We start from the raw sequence: 17958 nt of genomic DNA on the forward strand, positions 1-17958 counted from the left end.
ATGCAGGCGAACGCCGCCACGCCGACAAGCGCAAGCGCGGATGTCGCTGCCGCTGCCGTCGTCATCGAAGACGTGGACAAGCATTTCGGCGACGTAAAGGCGCTGCGGGGCTTGAGTGCGCGCATCCACTATGGGCGGCTGACGGGTCTGGTCGGCCCCGACGGCGCTGGCAAGACGACGCTGATGCGGATTCTGACCGGCCTCCTGGTGCCGAACGCCGGCCACGTCACCTTGGCAGGCTATGACGTGGTCAAGGACAACGACGCCATCCACGTCGCCAGCGGCTACATGCCGCAACGCTTTGGCCTGTACGAAGACCTGTCGGTGATGGAGAACATGCGCCTGTATGCGCAGTTGCGCGGCATGGATGCGGACCGCAACGCCGATCTGTTTGCCGAGCTGCTGGACTTCACGCGGCTCGGACCCTTCACCAAGCGCTTGGCCGGCAAGCTTTCCGGCGGTATGAAGCAGAAGCTGGGCCTTGCCTGTGCGCTCATGGCGCGGCCCAAGGTGCTGCTGCTGGACGAGCCGGGCGTGGGTGTCGACCCGGTAAGCCGCCAGGATTTGTGGCGCATGGTGCAGGCGCTGACCGACGAGGGCATGGCCGTGGTCTGGTCCACCGCCTATCTCGACGAAGCCGAGCGCTGCGAGAGCGTGCTGTTGCTGAACCAGGGACAGCTCCTGTTCGCTGGCCCGCCGCAGCAACTCACCGCGCAGCTCGAAGGCCGCAGTTTCCGTCTGGAAGACGTCGGTGCCGAGCGCCGAGCGGTCCTGACCCAGGCACTCGACCTACCCACCGTGAGCGATGGCGTGATCCAAGGCGCCGGCGTGCGCGTGGTGTTGCGCGAGGGCGCGGACGCAGGGCAGCTCCAGGCCCTGTCCGATCAGGCGCAGGTGCGGCTGGCGCAGGTGCCTGCGCGCTTCGAAGACGCCTTCATCGATCTGCTCGGTGGCGGCCCCGGCGGCACGTCGACGCTGGCCGAGCGTCTGCCGCCGGTTGAGCTGGGTTTCGACATTGCCGTGTCGTGCCGAAACCTCACCAAGCGCTTCGGCGAGTTCACCGCCACCGACAACGTCAGCTTCGAGGTGCAAAAGGGCGAAATCTTCGGCCTGCTCGGCCCCAACGGTGCCGGCAAGTCCACCACCTTCAAGATGCTGTGCGGCCTGTTGAAACCCACTGCTGGCGAAGCGCATGTGGTTGGCCATGATCTGCGCCGCGCCACCGGCGCAGCCAAGAGCCGGCTCGGCTACATGGCGCAGAAGTTTTCGCTCTACGGCCTGCTCTCGGTGCAGCAGAACCTGGAGTTCTCGGCCGGCGTCTACGGGCTGGAAGGCAACACCCGGCGCGAGCGCATCGAGGAAATGATCGCCACCTTCGATCTGGGCGACTGGCTGTCCGCCACGCCTGATTCCCTGCCGCTGGGACACAAGCAGCGCCTGGCCTTGGCCTGTTCGCTCATGCACCGGCCGCCCGTGCTGTTCCTGGATGAGCCCACGTCGGGCGTGGACCCCATTACCCGGCGCGAATTCTGGACCCACATCAACGGCCTGGCGCGCAAGGGCGTGACCATCATGGTCACCACCCACTTCATGGACGAGGCCGAGTACTGCGACCGCGTCGCCATGCTGTCGCGTGCGCAACTGATTGCGCTGGATACGCCCGACGCACTCAAACGTTCGGCGATCAGCCCCGAACGACCCGACCCGACGATGGAGGACGCCTTCATTCACCTGGTGGAGTCCGCTGACCGCGAAATGGAGGCCGCCATATGAGCGCCGCTGCACCTCACAAGGACGCGGGTGGTTCGATGCAGGCCGACTTGCGCCGCTTTGACCTGCGACGCCTCATCGCCCTGGTCACCAAGGAAAGCTACCAGGCGCTGCGCGATCCCTCGACGCTGCTGATCGCGTTCGTGCTGCCGGTGGTATTGCTGCTGCTGTTCGCCTATGCGGTGTCGCTGGATGCGAAGGATGTCCGTGTCGGCGTGGTCCTGGAGTCGCCCGGCGCATCGGCACAGTCGCTGGCCGCAGCGTTTTCGGGCACCCGCTTCCTGGATACGCACTTCGCTCATGACCGACGCGAAGTGGCCGACCAACTGGTCTCAGGCGACCTGCGCGGCTACGTGGTGATCCCGCAGGATTTCGAGCAGCGCCTGGCCCTCCGTGGCAGCGAGCCGCTGGTGCAGATCGTCACCGATGGCTCCTACCCCAATACCGCCAACTACGTCGAGAACTACGCCCGTGGCGTGGTCCAGTCGTGGCGTGCCGGGCTGGACGTCGGAGCACCAGCGCAGTCCGTCATGCTGGAGCCGCGCTACTGGTTCAACCCCGAGCTGGAAAGCCGACGCGCACTGATTCCCGGCGCCATCGCCATCGTCATGACCATCATCGGCACCATGCTGACTGCACTGGTGGTGGCGCGTGAATGGGAGCGCGGCACCATGGAGGCAGTGCTGTCCACGCCGGCCTCGGTGGCTGAAATCCTGGTCGGCAAGCTGCTGCCGTACTTCGCGCTCGGCATGCTGTCCACGCTGGGCGCAGCGGCGCTGGCGGTGTTCGTGTTCGGCGTCCCGATGCGCGGCTCCTTGCTGTCCCTGTTGCTCTTGTCGGCGGTGTTCATGGTGCCGGCGCTGGGTCAGGGTCTGCTGATCTCGTCGCTGGCACGTAACCAGTTCCTGGCCGCGCAGATCGCGCTGTTCACGGGCTTCCTGCCGGCCTTCATGTTGTCGGGCTTTCTGTACGAGATCGACGCCATGCCGGCACCGATCCGCGCCATCACCTTGGTGGTTCCGGCGCGCTACTTCGTCGATTCGCTGAAGACGGTGTTCCTGGCCGGCGACATCTGGGCCCTGTTCCTGCCCAACCTCGCCGCCATGGCGGCGATCGGGGTGCTGTTCTTCGTGATCGCCAAGCGCGCCACGCGCAAGAACCTGGAGTGACGCGATGTTGACTTCCGCATTCTCGTTCACCCGCCTGCGCGCCCAGTTCATCAAGGAAGTGCTCAGCGTCCTGCGTGACCCGCGCAGCCGCATGGTGGTGTTCGTGCCGCCGATCCTGCAGTTGCTGGTGTTCGCCTTTGCCGCGACGCTGGAAGTGCGCAACGTCGATATCGCCGTCTACGATCAGGATGCGGGGCGGTGGTCGCACGAGTTGGTACAGCGCCTGGACAGCGCCCGCTTCATCACCCGCGTGCGGCATGTCGACAGCCAGCAGCAGCTCCACGAGCTGATCGACCGTGGCGAGGTGATCGCCGCGCTCGCCATTCCCGTGGATTTCTCGCGCTCCATCGCCGCCGGCGAAAGTGGCCGCGCGCAGGTACTGGTCGATGGCCGGCGCAGCAACTCCGGGCAGATCACCGTGGCCTATCTGTCCACCATCGCCGCCGATGTCGGCGCCGAGGTCGTTCCCGACGCCCAGGCACCAACGCCCGTGGTCGTGCGCCACTGGTTCAACCCGAATCTGGTCTACCGCTGGTTCATCGTGCCCGGCCTCACGGGCATCCTGGCGCTGTTCAGCGCGCTGCTCATCACCTCGCTGTCGATCGCGCGCGAACGTGAACTCGGCACCTTCGACCAGTTGCTGGTATCGCCCACCTCGACGCCCGAGATCATCATTTCCAAGTCACTGCCGGCACTCGCAATTGGCACCGCGCTGGGCCTGTTCATGATCAGCGCGGGCGTATTCCTGTTCGGCATCCCGTTTACGGGCTCGTTTGCGCTCCTGCTCGCTAGTCTGGTGCTGTTCATCCTGTCGGTGGTCGGCATCGGTCTGATGATTTCCGCGGTCAGCATGACGCAGCAGCAGGCCATCCTGGGGGCGTTCGCCATCGGCGTGCCGGCGGTTCTGATGTCCGGTTTCGCCACGCCGGTTGAAAACATGCCCGTCGTCCTGCAATGGCTGGCCCAGGCCATTCCGCTGACCCACTTCCTCATCATCGTCGAAGGCAGCTTTCTCAAGGCCATGCCGCCCGGCGACATTCTCGCCAGCCTGTGGCCGCTGGCGGTCATCGCCCTAGCCACGCTGACGATGGCCACCGTATTCGTCCGAGGACGCCTGCAATGAAATCCAAGCCCTGCACTCCCTTTCTTCGCGCTACCATCACCGGCCTGACCCCTGGGCGCGCGCGTCCGCTCGCGCTGGCCTTGTCCTGCGTGCTGCTGACCGCCTGCGCAAGCGTGGGCCCTGACTACCGCGAGCCGCCGCCGGTCGACGTCGGCAGCGGCTGGAGCTTGCCGTTGGCAAGCGAATCCCAGTCCACAGACTTGAGCCAATGGTGGTCTGCACTGGACGATCCCATCCTCGATCGCCTGATGGCCACGGCGCTGGCACAGAACCTGGATCTGCGCCAGGCTGCGGCACGCATCGATGAGGCACGCGCCCTGCGCGATCGTGTGGCCGGCGAGGCATTGCCCACCGCCGCCGCTGGCGCGAGCGTCAACCGGCGCCGTCAAAGCGAGAACGGACCCCTGCCCGTAGGCTCCATCCCCGGTCTTGACGCCACGCAGACCATCTACGACGCGGGCTTCGACGCGGCCTGGGAGGCCGACTTGTTCGGGGCCAGGCGGCGCGCCCTGGAGGGCGCCAGCGCTCGCCTGCAGGCGACCGAAGCCGATGCACAGGGAGTACGCATGCGCATCGTGGCCGAGGTCGCGCGCACCTGGTTCACCGCCGTCGGCGCCCGCTACGAGTTGCACGCACAACAGGCCACACTGGATACGCTGCAGCAAACCTTGGAATTGGTGCGCCTGCGGCATGCGCTGGGCGACGCGTCGGCCGCCGACGTGGAGGCGGCGTACGCCCAATGGACAGCAGTCAACGCGCTCATCCCGGATATCCAGGTGCGTCAGCGCGCCGCAGTGCTCGGCCTGGGCGTGCTGCTGGGCGCGCCGCCGGAGCGGGAGCTGGCACTGCTGGATGGCCCCTTGACGCCGAGCACGCTGCGGGCGCTGCCGGTGGGCGAGCGCGCAGAGATGCTGCGCCGGCGCCCGGACGTGCTGGCTGCGGAACGTCGCCTGGCAGCGAGTTCCGCCGACATCGGCGTGGCCACGGCCGAACTGTTCCCCAAACTCTCCATCGGTATCGGCGGCGGGTTCCAAGCGCTCAGCACGGGCGATTGGTTCGATGCATCCAGCTCGCGTTTTTCCATCCTGCCGCTGATTTCCTGGCGCCTGTTCGACGGCGGCCGTGTGCGCGCCGAAATTCGGGCACGCGAGGCGGCCGAGCGGCAGGCCGCGCTGGCCTATGAGCAGGCGGTGCTGACGGCGCTGGGCGACGCCGAGCGCGCGCTGGGCGACTACCACGGCGGGCTAGACACGCTTGAGCGCCGCGGTATGGCACTGGATGCCGCGCGCACCAGCTACGGCCACGCCAAGGCGCGCTATGCGGCAGGCGACATTGCGCTGGTCGAACTGCTGGCTGCCCAGCGCAGCCTGCACGAGGCCGAAACCGCAGCCGCACGCGCGCATACCAACGCCGCCGTGCAACTGGTGGCGCTGTACAAGGCCCTTGGTGGCGGCTGGGACGTATCCACGACGGCATCGACCGCAACCCATCCGCAGCGGGGCGCTGCCGCCACCGTCGCGTTTTCAAGCCGTTGACTCAACACAAGGAGACCGTCATGCAAATCAACGTTGGAAGTCTCGACCGCATTGTCCGCATCGTCGTCGGACTGGTTCTGCTCAGCCTCCCGCTGTGGCTGGATTCATCCTGGCGTTGGCTGGGACTCATTGGATTCATGCCGCTCATCACCGGCCTGGCTGGCCGCTGTCCGGGCTACCGTCTGCTTGGCCTGAGCACTTGCCCGATACAAAAGAAAAAACCGGAGTGAGCATCCCATGAAACTGCATTTTCTGGGCGCTGCGCGCGAAGTCACCGGGTCGTGTTTCTTGGTGGAAGCGCTCAACGTACGCTTCCTGGTGGATTGCGGCATGGTTCAGGGCGGCCGCACGGCGGCGGCGCGCAACCATGGGCCATTCCCGTTCGACCCGGCGTCGATTGATTTCGTGCTCCTGACCCATGCCCATATCGACCATAGTGGGCTATTGCCCAAACTCACGCGCGCCGGGTTCAAGGGGGCCATCTACGCCACTCCCGCCACGGTTGATCTGCTGGGCGTGATGCTGCCCGACAGTGCCCACATCCAGGAGAGCGATGCAAAACGCAATGCGCAGCGACTCCGCGGAAAGGACGCACTGCCGCCGCTGTATACGCTGCAGGATGCCAGCGACTGCTTGCAGCAGGTGCGAGGCATCGAATACGACCGGGAGTTCGCGCCCCGCGTCGGGGTGCGCGCCCGATTCCGCGATGCCGGGCACATTCTTGGGTCGGCCATCATCGAGGTCTGGGTCACCGAACATGGCGACCCGACAAAGCTCGTTTTCAGTGGCGACCTCGGCCAGCCGGGGCGCCCGATACTGCGCGACCCGACAACCATCGAGGACGCCGACATCCTCGTCATCGAGTCCACCTACGGCAACCGCCAGCACAAGGATTTCTCGGCGACCGAAGAGGAAATGATCGGCATCGTCGAAAAGACATTGTTCGAACGCGGCGGCAATGTCATCGTGCCGGCCTTCGCGGTCGGCCGAACCCAGGAAATCCTTTATCACCTGCACCGACTCACCTGCGAGGGGCGGCTGCGGCAACCGAAGGTATTCGTCGATTCGCCGATGGCCACGCAGGCCACGCGCATCACGCGCGAGCATCTCGAACTGTTCGACGAACAGGCGAAGCGGTTGGCCGGCTGGCACGCGCGCGGCGAGAACCTCCCATACCTGAATTTCACAGCGAGCGCTGAGGAGTCCATGGCGCTGAACCGGATCCGCTCCGGGGCCATCATCATTTCTGCCAGCGGCATGTGCGATGCGGGACGCATCCGGCACCACCTGCGGCACAACTTGCCACGCCGCGAATGCAGCATCTTGTTTCCCGGTTTCCAGGCGCAGGGGACGCTTGGCCGGCGCCTGATCGAGGGGGCCGAACGCGTGCGCATCTTCGGTGAGGACATTCCGGTACGTGCTGCGATCCACAGCGTGGATGGCCTCTCGGCGCATGCCGACCAAAAGGCGTTGCTGGATTGGGCTCGGGGTTTTATTCACCCCCCGGCGCAAACCTTCGTGGTGCATGGGGAACTGTCCGCCGCCCAGACCTTCGCCGAACTCTTGCAACAGCAACTCGGCTGGCAGGTCACGGTGCCCGAGCATGGTCATGCGCTGCGCTGGCCGGACTTTCTGGCGCGCGAGTGATGAAGCCCGCCGAAGATCTCGATGAACGCCTGCGCGCCATCCGCGAGTCGCCAACGTACCGTCTTGCGTACGAAGACATCGAGCTGCTTGGCCAGGAAGAACTGCGGCCGCTGCGACTGCAGCTCGAACTGCTCAAGCCTGACCGCATCCTGCACGAGCAAGGCATTCGCTCGACGGTAGTGGTCTTCGGCAGCGCACGCGTGAGCGATGCCGAGACGGCAGAAGCCCGTCTTGGCGCGCTGGAGCGTCAGGCGCGCGTCACTCCGGAGGATGTCGGGCTGAGGCAAGAGCTTGCCCGAGCCAATCGCCGGGTCGAACAGGCACGCCACTACGAGCAAGCGCGGCGTTTCTCGGGCCTTATTTCGGCGCGTTTCCAGCAGCAAAACCGCCGTGATTTCGTCGTCGTCACCGGGGGTGGGCCCGGCATCATGGAGGCCGCCAACCGCGGTGCTTTCGAGGTCGGCGCACGTTCGATTGGCCTCAACATCACGCTGCCCCACGAACAGGCACCCAACCCCTACATGTGCCCAAATTTGGCGTTCCGATTCCACTATTTCGCGCTGCGCAAGATGCACTTCTTGTTGCACGCCAAGGGCTTGGTGGCCTTCCCCGGTGGCTATGGAACGCTCGATGAGCTGTTCGAGGTGCTCACCTTGATCCAGACCGAAAAGATGCAGCGTATCCCGGTGGTGCTGGTCGGCCGTGCATTCTGGCGTCGCGTAGTTGATTTCGATCTTCTGCTCGACGAAGGCTATGTCTCTCCATCCGATCTGGACTTGTTCACCTGCGTAGACGAAGCCGAGGAAATCGTTAGTGCCCTCGAACGCTTTTACGTCAACAGGGCAGCAGGCGATGGGGCGACATGATCGGCGTCGACGGGTATTGCCGGAGCCTGTGCGGCACCAAGGTGCAGCAGTCGATGCAGTGCGCCACCTTGTTGATTGCCTTTGCATTGTTCAGCCCGATTTCTGCTTTCGGTTCCGACTTCTCGCTCTCTGCAAATCCTACCTCCTGCTCGCCAGGGCAATCCCTGCGCTTGCGGGGCGGCACCCTGCGTCTGGAGAACGATTTGTTCACCGGCTCCGATCGCAACTACACCAACGGTGTCGCGCTAACAGCAGTCTCACGCGATCTGCAAGGCGGGCTCCGTCCGGAGTGCCTGCCCCAGCCGATTGGTTTGTATGCCCGCTTCATCGGCTGGGCTGATCCAGGCTTCTGGCACGACGCCGGCGCCCACTCGTCGTCGCAAAACCTCGTTGTGCGCTTTGGCCAAGCCATGTACACGCCCGAGAACAAGACGCGCACCGATGTGATTCCAGATGACCGACCGTACGCTGGTTTGCTCTACCTGGGTTTGGCGTGGAATCGCCGCATCCACCCACAAGCCGCCAGCTACGAAATGCTTGACGTGCGTGAGCTGACCCTGGGCGTGATCGGCCCCTGGTCGCTGGCCGAGCAATCTCAGGATCTGGTGCATCGGGCACGCGGCATTGAGCGCTTTCGCGGCTGGGACAACCAGTTGCGCAACGAGCCGGCATTTCAGATGGCCATGGAACGCAAGTTCAAGCCGTACACGGAGGGTGCGGTCCGCCCTGGATGGGGCAGCGACGTGATCGGCAGTTATGCCCTGCGGGTCGGAAACATCGAAACCGCCGCCAGTACCGGCGTGGAGTTTCGCGCGGGCTGGAACATACCGAACGACTTCGGCAGCTATCCGATCCGCCCTGGCGCGGAGAACCGCCCGCCCTCTGGTGTTGCCGATCTGCGCACGACAACGCCGCAATCGGTCCTGGCGCCCAAACCTGGGGCACATGTCTTCCTGAACCTGGAGGGTAAAGCCGTCGCCTGGGACTTCTCACTCGACGGAAACATGTTCCGGAATAGCCACCATGTCAGCCGGCGGCCTTGGGTCGCGCAAGCAGCTCTCGGCATCAGCAGCCAATGGATCGTTGCTGGACGTGGCGTGCGGCTTGCCGTGATGCGCGTTTGGAGAACCCGCGAGTTCGACCAGCAGGCGGGCTATCACGCATTCGGATCGATCGCGCTGAGCTTGGAATTTTGAGGACACCTGCAACCATTCGTTAGACCCAAAGCATTCGTCACAACATCAATGGAGAAATTCGTGAACCAGCCCTTGAAACCCAGATCGTTCTTCACAGTCTCGCTGTCCGTACTCTTGGCAACCTTCGCCACGGCACTCGGTGCGCAGTCCGTAGAGGCGGCAAAGCCAATGGCGCTTCGTACCATAATGGAAAGACTCGGGCGCGACATGCAAGTCGTCACGGGCGCGATCTCCAAAGAAGACTGGCCACTGGTCGCCGAGCTAGCACCACGAATTGCCAAGCATGCCGAGCCGCCCATGTCGGAAAAGATGCGCATCCTTGCCTGGCTTGGGGCAGACGCTGGAAAGTTTCGGGGTCTTGATGGACAGGTTCATGACGCCGCGACCGCCATGGGCGAGGCTGCACAGCGGAATGACGGCCAAGCAGTCATCGCGGCTTTCTCCAAAACCCAGCAAAGCTGCCTAGCCTGCCACCAGAGTTACCGTCGCTCGTTCGTGGAAAAGTTCTATGGAAGCCGCTAGCAAGGGATGGCTACACCTGTTGACGGAAGACTAGCTTCTATCCAATCGATATACCTCGACGAGTTCCGAGTTCCCAGGAAGCCGATCCTTTATGAATGGTCGCAGCGAGTTGTTGTCCCAACCGCTGCTCGATCACCGGCTTCCACGGCACCAGGCTGAACCCCATGCCGTCATCGAGCATCGCGTAGCGCCCGCTAGCGAGCATGACGGAACGCCTGTAGATGCCAGCCACGCGTTGGCCGTCGGACACGGGCCGGTGCTCCAAGCCGGTTTCGGCCGCAATGTCCTTGGCGGCCTGCGCCAATTCCCGATTGCGCAGCGTGCCCAACAGGTTCTGGGCTAGGATTACGCGCTGCCCACGCCGCTCTGCCAGCCCCTGTTCGGCCAGGAAGTCGGCACGGTGCTGCATCGCCTGTTTGGCCTCGCTGCCAAAACCCAGGTCACCCAGCCCCGACCCGCCACCGATCAACTGCTGGTCGAGCCAAGTGGCACCGATCACGCGGGCCTGCCGCTCGATGGGCAGGTGCGATTTCAGTTCCACCGCCACGCCGCCCAGGCGCTGCGCGTCATAGCGGCGGCCCTGTTCGGCCAGGTCGTTCGGCACCTTCCATAGCCCCTCGGCCACGCGCTCCACGATGCCGGCGCGGCGCAGGGCTTCCAGCCGGCGGACGTGGGCCGCGACGACTTCGTGCGAATCGCGGCCCGGCACGGCCTGACCCTGCGCGACGGCCAGGTGGTGGTCAGTGCGGTACAGACCATCGCTCGCCAGCGCGGCGATGTTCTTGTCGGCCGCGCGCACGTCGGCCGACCCCTTCACCTCCACCACGGCGCCAGTCGGGTAGTTCGCCAGCTCGTCGCGGGCATTGAGCGCGACGTAGTGGGCCTTGCCGTCCACGCCGTCGATGACCAGATAGCCCCGGTCGCGCAGCTCGTCGGCCAGTCCCTTCGCGGCCACGCGGCCGAGGATGGTTCGGCCCTCGTCGCCCGGCTCGAACACCGCCAGTTCGCGCGGCTCGCCGCGCATCGCCCGCTGCATGGTGCGGATGATGTCGCCACGTTCGCCCAGGGCGCGCAGGGTCTTTTCCGCGTCGGCATGGACGGCCCAGGTGCCCGGCTGCATCTCGTCGGCCAGGCCCAGGCGCTGCAAGCGTTGCAGCCGGCCGATCAGCAGCAGGCGCTGGCGTTGCAGCCCAGGTTCGTTGAACCGTTCGATCTGCACCCGACCATCCTCGCCGGCCTCTCGTTGCAGGGTACGGTCGAGGCTCGTCCACCGTTCCTGCTCCACCTCGCGTTGCACGGTCTGCTGGATCTCCAGCTCGGTGCGCGGCCCCAGCCATTCGGTCGCCAGTTCGGCGGCGCGATGGCGGAAGCCATCGGCGATGTAGTCGCCCGCGATGATGAGGTCTTTGCCGGTGTCGTCGCGTCCGCGCACGACGATGTGCGTGTGCGGGTTGTCGGTGTTCCAGTGGTTGACGGCTACCCAATCGAGGCCCATGCCCAGGTCGGCCTCCATGCGGCCCATGAGGTGCCGAGTGTAGGTGCGCAGGTCTTCCAGCTCGGCGCCGTCCTCGGGCGAGAGGATGAAGCGGAAGTGATGCCGGTCGTCGGCGCAGCGTTCCTTGAAGGCGTCGAGGTCGGCCGCATCGGTCTGCGGCCCGTAGGATTGGCCCGGCTCGCCATCGCGGCCCACGCCATCGCGCTCGATGTAGCGCAGGTGCGTGGCGAGCGACTGCGGGCTGGCCTGGCGCTGGTTGACCAGCAGCGTCTTGATGGTCACGCGCCGCGACATGGGCGTGAGCTTCGCCCCCGCGAAGCGCGCCGCCGTATGGCCCAGCCCGAGGCGCGAGCCGGGCCGCTGGCCGGTGCCACGCGCCGACGCCGGACGGCGCACCGAGGACTTGCCTCCGCTGGCCTTGCCTGCCTGCTTGAGCACCTTGGAGACGAAGCCCTGGCCCCGGTTCTTCGGGGCGCTGGGTCGGATGCGGAAATCGTCGTCGCGGCGGTCGGTCATTGTTATGCCCTCTGCAAGCTCTGGCGTGTTCGGTCGTGCGAAGCACGCGGACATGCCTGCATCGGCGCGGGCCTCGCGCCACAAGCGGCACGGCGGCGAAGCCGCTGCGTGCCGCGCAACCCCCATGTGAAGACTGACTTTCGACGCGGCCCGGTGCCGCGTCCTTTTGTCTTGCCTTCCGCCTTTGCCCCTCGCTGTCGCTCCGGGCGTCGGCGGCCCGGCGGCGCTGCGCTGCTTGCAGCCAGCCCGCCGGCGAACGCGCCAATGGCCGCAGGCCGGGCGCGTTCGAGGCAAGACACCTGCACGCTGGACGGCTGCGCCGGATGTTGCGCGAGGCGCGGCGCGAATGCGCCCGCGCTGCACGCGCGACGACACGGCGGCAGCCACTGGAACGACATGCTCGATGGCACGACGAGAGGCACGGCAACGTGCAGCGAATCGACGGCCATCATGGGCGTGTCTCCAGCCAGACCGGATACGCGACGCCGATCACGGCGGATGCGCTGACCGGCCCGAAATAGCGGCTGTCGAACGACGCTGGATTGGTCACGCTCAACAGGAACAGCTCGCCCGATTCGAGGCGGCGGCAAAGCTGCAGGGATGGCAGCGGCCGGCCCAGCCGGTCGGCAGGCAGCGCGGCGGCCGCAGGCACGCCGTCGATGCGTACCTGCCCGGCGACGATGCAAACGTGTTGCGGCGCGACCGCGCCCACACGTTTGAGCAGCGGAACGCGGGTCGGCAGGTAGCCGCGCTGCGCAGCCAGCATGGCGGCCCTGTCGGGCAGCGGCACCAGCACGATGCTGTCCACGGACAACGGACGTGGCAGCGAGGCGGTGCGCGGGTCGAACGGTTCGATGCGATACCAGCCGACCGCCACGCTGTCGGACGGGTTGTAGGTCAGACGCGGCAGCGGCGACACGAAAGCCGCCCAGGCCAGCGCAGCGAGGCCGACGGCAGCGAAGCCCGCCAGCACGATGCGAACGCGCAGGCGCGAGCGAGGATGCGGCGCGGCTTCGTGCGTGCATGTGGTGTTGGATTGGGTCGTCATGGCAGCGCCTTTCCGGCCAGCCAGGCGGCGTGCCGCTCGGCGGTGTATTCGGGCAGCGCCAGGCGGGCCGCCAGACGGTTGCCCAGCGTGCGCCAGTACGCGGGCGACACGTCGATGGCGGCGATGCCTTGCCCTTCGATGCCGTCGATGCGTTCCAGCACGGCAGGCACCGCGTTTTCGCCTTCGGCGTGCAGCAGCAGGCGTGCGCCCGGCCGCACGCCGGGGATGCGCTGCATGTCGTCCAGCGGCGTGGCGGCTTGCATCACCATGAGTTGCCAGCGGATCGTGCCGTAGTCGTTTGCTTCCCAGCGCACGCGGCAGAACATTGCACGCGGCAGGAACACCGCGCAGCGCCGCCAGCGGTCGAGCCGCAGCGTGCGCGCCGGCTCGCCGAAGCGCAGGTAGAGCTTGAAGCGCGGTTCGATGTAGGCGAGCGATACGCGAGTCAGCGGCACGCTGCCAGCTTGGTCGGCGAGCGTCGAAAGCGAAGGCGGCGGCGCAGCAGCCGGTGCAGCCGTCGCCGCATGAGCGGCAGGCAAGGCGGATCCGTTCATGGCAGGTTCTCCGGGCGCTTGTCGGGAAACTCCCGCTCCAGCAGGCCGCGCAGCAGTTCGGCCACGGTCACGCCCTGGCCGAAGGCGGCGATCTTGATGCGCGCGCGCAGCGCAGGCGTCACGTCGAGCGTCAGGCGTGCGGTGTAGAGGTCGCCTTTGTTGAGTGCATCGGCATCGCCCTGGCGAATCCACGCCTCGGCGTGCGGATTCGCGGGCGGACGTGCGCCGATGCCGACGCGCTTGCTGCGCGGGCTGCTCATGTCGGCCACCGCAGCAGTTCATCGGTGAGCACGGCAATCTCGCGTGCGGCGGCGCTGTCGGGCGCGGTTTCGCGGGCGAGCCGGCCAGCGGCCACGCTGTCGGCGAAGACGATGCGCTGGCGCACTTCGCTGTGCAGCGCCGGCAGCGGCTGTTCGGCCAGCGATTGCCGTGCTTCCCTGCCGATGATGGTGGTACTGACGCGCCGATTGATGACGAAGGCCGCGCGCAGCGCAGGCCGGAACACCTGTGCCTCGCGGATCAGCGCCACCATCTCGGCGCTGGCCCAAAGGTCATACGGGCTGGGCTGCACGGGAATCAGCACGCGCTCGGCCGCCAGCAGCGCGGAACGCGCCAGGGCGGCGATGCGCGGCGGCCCGTCGATGATGATGTGATCGGCGCGGCGGGCCAGCTCCGGCGCTTCCTGATGCAGCGTTTCGCGGGCGAGGCCCACGGCGCTGAACAGCCGTGGCAAGCCCTGCTGGCTTCTGCGCTGCGTCCAGTCCAGCGAAGAACCCTGCGGGTCGGCGTCCAGCAGGATGACGTGCAGACCGCGCATCGCCAGCTCGCCCGCGATGTGCGTGGCGAGCGTGGTCTTGCCGACGCCGCCTTTCTGGTTGAGAAACGCGAAGATCATGGCGCGGCCCTCCCTGCTGGAAAGCCGGCCTGGCCGTGCCGTTTCGTGGTTGTCCACCGAAACGACGCGTTTCTACTAAAAGTTAGAGATTTATAGTTAGGTAAGTTAGAGGGGTCGCAAACCCGCGCCGTTACTGGCTTTGCGGCGTTTTCGTACTCCTGATAGCACGATAGGCGTACTCCCGATAGCACGATACCCGGCACTCCTGATAGCACGAGGCCGTCCACAGCTTTTCCCGCAGTTATCCCCGTGCCGTGAACGGCACGGGCCGGAAGGTCAGCAGTTCCAGCTTCTCGTCCGGCATCGACTCGATGCCCAGGACGTAGCCGGGCAGCGACTGCCGCGCGACCAGCACGCGCAGGTCGTAGGCGAAGTCCGAGAAGCGCGCCGCGCTGCCGGACTTGCGGTGCAGATGCCGGAAGTCGAATTGCCAGCCGTGTTCCTGCCGCCCGCCGTGCTTGCGCACCAGGCGATACAGCCAGCGTTCGATGCCACCTTTCAAGCGGAAATAGGCCGGGTCGATGGTCAACACCAGGGCGGCATCGAGCACGCCGGCATAGAACCAGTCCGGCAGGATCAGCTCGATGCCCAGCGGCGTGCCGCTGGCGTCGGCCAGCTCGCGCCATTCGTTCACCCACGAAAAGCGGTGCAAGCGCCTCCCGGTGGTTTCGCGGATGGAAGTCGCCACGCTGGTCGATTGCAGCCGGTCGAGCGCGGCTTTCAGGCGCTGGTAGTCGTTCAAGGACGTGCCGCGCCCGATGAAGCGCAGGATTTCGTAGGGCGTGGCGTGTATCCAGCGCGACGGGCGAATGCCTGCGTCGCGCGCCTCCACGATCTGCGAGGCCGCCCAAATCAACACGTCGGCATCCCATATCGTGGCGATGCCGTGCTCGGCCGTGCCTTCCACGCGGATGGTGATGTTCCCGCTGCGGAAGTCGATCGGCGCCGTGCGCCGCGACTTCGCCAGCGAGAAGAACGGAAAGGCCATCAAGTCCTGGCTGTCGCGCGGCGCCATGCCGTCGCCCGGCAGCGCGCGGAACAGGTCGAGCTGTTCGCACTGCGGCAAGGCTTGCCCTGGAGGGCCGGACATGGCGAAGGCCACCCACGCGCCGACGATCAGCGGCCATCACGGTAGTCACCCGCGTGGCGTTCGGCGTATTCCGGGTCGGATGTAGCCTCGTAGCTGCGCTGGTCGGCCCAGGCATTGAGGTCGCTTACTGCGTACATGACGCGGCGACCGAACTTGCGGAACTTCGGGCCACCGCCGATCACGCGCTGCTTCTCCAGCGTGCGAGGACTGAGGCGCAGATACTCGGCGGCTTCGTCGTTGGTCAGGTAGCGTTGGGGCTGCGAGGGCGCAGCGACAGTAGCGGCGGCAGGCCGCAAGGGAGAGGGTCGCATGGGGTGTACCTCTATCAAGCCCGGCCACACCACGCGGCCGGATAGAGGCACTTTCAAGAAAGCGAGGCTTCCTGCTAAGGGACGATTTGCAGGGGGCGCGAAACGTCCCCCCTCCTAATGCGACGGGAACGGCGGAAGCTGTGCCAGGCGGCGGTAGCCGCCGCGCATCAGCGCATCGCCCCGGCGCACCAAGCGCCGCACGCGGGCACGCAAGGCGCTATCGGCGTACCAGTCGGCGGCGACAGCATCGACGCCGAACAGCCCTTCGGCCACGTCGCGCAGGGACGCGCCCGCGAGGGTGCCGTCGAGCGCCTGGAGCGTGTTCAACTCCAGCAGCGCAGCGGGTGCCGGCCGCGACCGTGCCGTTCCCGCTGGCGCTGCATCGCCAGCGGCGGCCAGCTTGTCCAGTTCGGCCGCCAGCGCCTGATAGCGTCCGCAGGATGCGGCGCAGGCGCGAATGGCATAGGCGTAAGCCATGCCGTCGGCCAGGCCGGGAGCGATCACCAGCCGCAGGCAGCAGCCCGGCCAGCGTGTCAGCAGCACCAGGCGCTTGCCGTCGTGGATCAGGTGCTTCTGGCCGGGAAGGCTCCAGAACGCGAAAGCCACCGCGTCGGGCGGCGGGTCGGCGTCCGGGTAGAGCTGCACTACCGCATCGTGATCGGGGAACCAGGCCGGGTGCGCGTCGCGCGCATCCAGGGCGGGATCTTCCAGCAGGCGCAGTCCCCAGCGCGCGGCGGCCTCTGGCCGGCGGCGGCGGCGCAGCCAGTCGCGGCGGTAGTCGGGGTGGCGACGCAGGTATTCCCACGCCAGCGCGGGGCCGTCGAGGTGCAGCGTGTAGAGATACGCGGCGGTCGGATACCAGTGTTCGGCGCTCGGGTCAGCCATGACGCAGCCTCCTGTCATTCAGCATGAACGTCGCCACGGATTCCGCTGTGCGGGAGCTATCGAGTCGCCATCAAGTCGTCATCGAAATCGGGGTACTCTGTAACTGCGGTGTCAAGACCGATTGGCTCCAGGGCATTGCGGAAATCGTCTGAATGCGACGGTTGCGCGCCACAAAAATGGTGCGCAGCATGGAGCACCGTGCAGCAGCCCGCGCCATAGATCATGACTGTTTGCATCAGAAGCGCACCGCTTCGGTGCAAGAGTGCGGATTCAGACCAATCAGGTCTTGGGTAAGACTGAAATAGTCAGAATGCGCCGTCGTTGGCTGGGACTGCTCAGTCGGTGATCGAACCGTTTTCCTCGGCCAGCCGCAGGTACTCCGACAGCCGCCGCACGGGCTGGAAGTAGCGATCGCGCATCACAGGTTGCTTGTGCGGCCCGACGATGGACGCCAGATCGGACAGCTTCACATGGCCCAGGCCGGGCATGCCTATTCCCAGGTCGATCAGCCCCCATGCCGTATCGCCATCGGCCGGGTCGAGCGCGGCCAGCAGCCAGGTGGCGTGCGCGTCGGGGGTGAACAGTCGCACCGCCGGCATTGGGTCGATGCTTCGGCCAGCGGCGCGTGCCGCGCCGACGGCGAGCAGTTGCGCCCGCTGTTCAGCGGTGACGAGCGGCTGGGTCATGGCCCGAATCCCCACGCATCCGAGGATGCACGGATACGATTTTCCACCGAAGCGCGGAACCGCCGAAGCGGATGCGTGCTTTGGCGGGAAAGCGCGAAGGCGCAAGCCATCGAATCCGTACATGCACGGAAACGCGGAAGCGGAATTGCGCAGGCCAGGAAAGACACAGATGCGGTTCCCAGATTCTGTCGGAATCCGCCCATGCGGATTTCTGCAAAGGCACGAATACGGAAATCAACGACACCAAATGCGCACTATAGTTTGTAGCCCTATAGTGCGCAATCGGCTGTCATCTTGGTTTTCTAAGGAAAACCATAGGTGGCGGCGAAAGACTCATTGGCGACGGCAATACGGACGGTCAGGAAAGCGCGCGGCTTGAGCCAGGAAGCGTTCTCCGACGTGTCCAGCCGTACCTACCTGAGTTTGCTGGAGCGCGACCTGAAAAGCCCGACCATGCACAAGCTGACCGAGCTGTGCGAGGTCATGGACGTGCATCCGCTCACGTTGCTGACGCTGGCCTATGCCGGCGACAGCACGCGCAGGGCCGATCAGCTTCTGGCGCAGGTGCGCCAGGAGCTGGAGGCGGTGTTGAAGGAACGCGACACGCCGTAGGCGCGTGCGTGACGTGCTGCGCCAGCAGCACGGCGCCC

19 protein-coding genes are annotated in these 17958 nt (G+C 66.1%); 10 read left to right on the plus strand and 9 right to left on the minus strand.

What is annotated here, in order from left to right; all coding sequences use genetic code 11:
* From H681_RS09770 to H681_RS09810, 9 genes are read left to right on the plus strand one after another with little or no spacing between them, the layout of a single operon-like run.
* Positions 1 to 1773: an ATP-binding cassette domain-containing protein gene (locus H681_RS09770; RefSeq protein WP_015476684.1), complete on the plus strand. Its 1773-nt coding sequence runs from the start codon at positions 1 to 3 to the stop codon at positions 1771 to 1773.
* The gene (locus H681_RS09775; protein WP_015476685.1) at positions 1770 to 2939 is read left to right on the plus strand and encodes an ABC transporter permease; all 1170 of its coding nucleotides are present in this window, start codon (positions 1770 to 1772) and stop codon (positions 2937 to 2939) included. The genes H681_RS09770 and H681_RS09775 overlap by 4 nt, the downstream gene beginning before the upstream one ends.
* A gap of 4 nt (positions 2940 to 2943) precedes the next feature.
* Positions 2944 to 4062 (plus strand): ABC transporter permease, encoded by a 1119-nt coding sequence (locus H681_RS09780; RefSeq protein WP_015476686.1) that lies wholly within the window; start codon positions 2944 to 2946, stop codon positions 4060 to 4062.
* Complete coding sequence (locus H681_RS09785) at positions 4059 to 5597, plus strand: efflux transporter outer membrane subunit (RefSeq protein ID WP_015476687.1); 1539 nt, start codon at positions 4059 to 4061, stop codon at positions 5595 to 5597. The genes H681_RS09780 and H681_RS09785 overlap by 4 nt, the downstream gene beginning before the upstream one ends.
* Before the next feature lie 20 nt (positions 5598 to 5617).
* Positions 5618 to 5827, plus strand: coding sequence for a YgaP family membrane protein (locus tag H681_RS09790; protein WP_015476688.1), 210 nt, complete (start codon positions 5618 to 5620; stop codon positions 5825 to 5827).
* Positions 5828 to 5834: 7 nt separating this feature from the next.
* Entirely contained in the window at positions 5835 to 7244 is a 1410-nt protein-coding gene (locus tag H681_RS09795; protein ID WP_015476689.1) for an MBL fold metallo-hydrolase RNA specificity domain-containing protein, read from the plus strand.
* Positions 7244 to 8110, plus strand: coding sequence for a TIGR00730 family Rossman fold protein (locus tag H681_RS09800; RefSeq protein ID WP_015476690.1), 867 nt, complete (start codon positions 7244 to 7246; stop codon positions 8108 to 8110). Before H681_RS09795 ends, H681_RS09800 begins: the two co-directional genes overlap by 1 nt.
* Positions 8107 to 9306 (plus strand): lipid A deacylase LpxR family protein, encoded by a 1200-nt coding sequence (locus tag H681_RS09805; RefSeq protein ID WP_015476691.1) that lies wholly within the window; start codon positions 8107 to 8109, stop codon positions 9304 to 9306. Before H681_RS09800 ends, H681_RS09805 begins: the two co-directional genes overlap by 4 nt.
* A gap of 60 nt (positions 9307 to 9366) precedes the next feature.
* Positions 9367 to 9828 carry a cytochrome c gene (locus H681_RS09810; RefSeq protein WP_015476692.1) on the plus strand — a complete coding sequence of 154 codons (462 nt, stop codon included), beginning with the start codon at positions 9367 to 9369 and terminating at the stop codon, positions 9826 to 9828.
* A gap of 37 nt (positions 9829 to 9865) precedes the next feature.
* Here H681_RS09810 and H681_RS09815 read toward each other — a convergent pair whose 3' ends face one another.
* The 9 genes from H681_RS09815 to H681_RS09855 form a co-directional block, all read right to left on the minus strand.
* Complete coding sequence (locus H681_RS09815; protein WP_015476693.1) at positions 9866 to 11839, minus strand: relaxase/mobilization nuclease domain-containing protein; 1974 nt, start codon at positions 11837 to 11839, stop codon at positions 9866 to 9868.
* Between the two features lie 448 nt (positions 11840 to 12287).
* A complete protein-coding gene (locus H681_RS09820; protein WP_015476695.1) occupies positions 12288 to 12887 on the minus strand; it encodes a S26 family signal peptidase in 600 nt (199 codons plus the stop codon).
* Complete coding sequence (locus tag H681_RS09825) at positions 12884 to 13441, minus strand: DUF2840 domain-containing protein (protein WP_015476696.1); 558 nt, start codon at positions 13439 to 13441, stop codon at positions 12884 to 12886. The genes H681_RS09820 and H681_RS09825 overlap by 4 nt, the downstream gene beginning before the upstream one ends.
* Entirely contained in the window at positions 13438 to 13701 is a 264-nt protein-coding gene (locus H681_RS09830) for a hypothetical protein (protein ID WP_023094609.1), read from the minus strand. Before H681_RS09830 ends, H681_RS09825 begins: the two co-directional genes overlap by 4 nt.
* Positions 13698 to 14336 (minus strand): ParA family partition ATPase, encoded by a 639-nt coding sequence (parA, locus tag H681_RS09835; protein WP_015476698.1) that lies wholly within the window; start codon positions 14334 to 14336, stop codon positions 13698 to 13700. The genes H681_RS09830 and parA overlap by 4 nt, the downstream gene beginning before the upstream one ends.
* Positions 14337 to 14577: 241 nt before the next feature.
* Positions 14578 to 15426: a replication initiator protein A gene (locus tag H681_RS09840; protein ID WP_041712533.1), complete on the minus strand. Its 849-nt coding sequence runs from the start codon at positions 15424 to 15426 to the stop codon at positions 14578 to 14580.
* 26 nt (positions 15427 to 15452) lie between these two features.
* Entirely contained in the window at positions 15453 to 15722 is a 270-nt protein-coding gene (locus tag H681_RS09845) for a helix-turn-helix transcriptional regulator (RefSeq protein WP_437231478.1), read from the minus strand.
* A 129-nt stretch (positions 15723 to 15851) separates the two neighbouring features.
* Positions 15852 to 16622 (minus strand): DUF2285 domain-containing protein, encoded by a 771-nt coding sequence (locus tag H681_RS09850; RefSeq protein ID WP_015476701.1) that lies wholly within the window; start codon positions 16620 to 16622, stop codon positions 15852 to 15854.
* Positions 16623 to 16957: 335 nt separating this feature from the next.
* A complete protein-coding gene (locus tag H681_RS09855) occupies positions 16958 to 17308 on the minus strand; it encodes a DUF2958 domain-containing protein (protein WP_015476702.1) in 351 nt (116 codons plus the stop codon).
* A 318-nt stretch (positions 17309 to 17626) separates the two neighbouring features.
* Here H681_RS09855 and H681_RS09860 point away from each other — a divergent pair, with 318 nt between their 5' ends.
* Positions 17627 to 17920, plus strand: coding sequence for a helix-turn-helix domain-containing protein (locus tag H681_RS09860; protein ID WP_015476703.1), 294 nt, complete (start codon positions 17627 to 17629; stop codon positions 17918 to 17920).
* Positions 17921 to 17958: the final 38 nt, after the last annotated feature.

Source organism: Pseudomonas sp. ATCC 13867, assembly GCF_000349845.1.
Lineage (GTDB): Bacteria > Pseudomonadota > Gammaproteobacteria > Pseudomonadales > Pseudomonadaceae > Pseudomonas.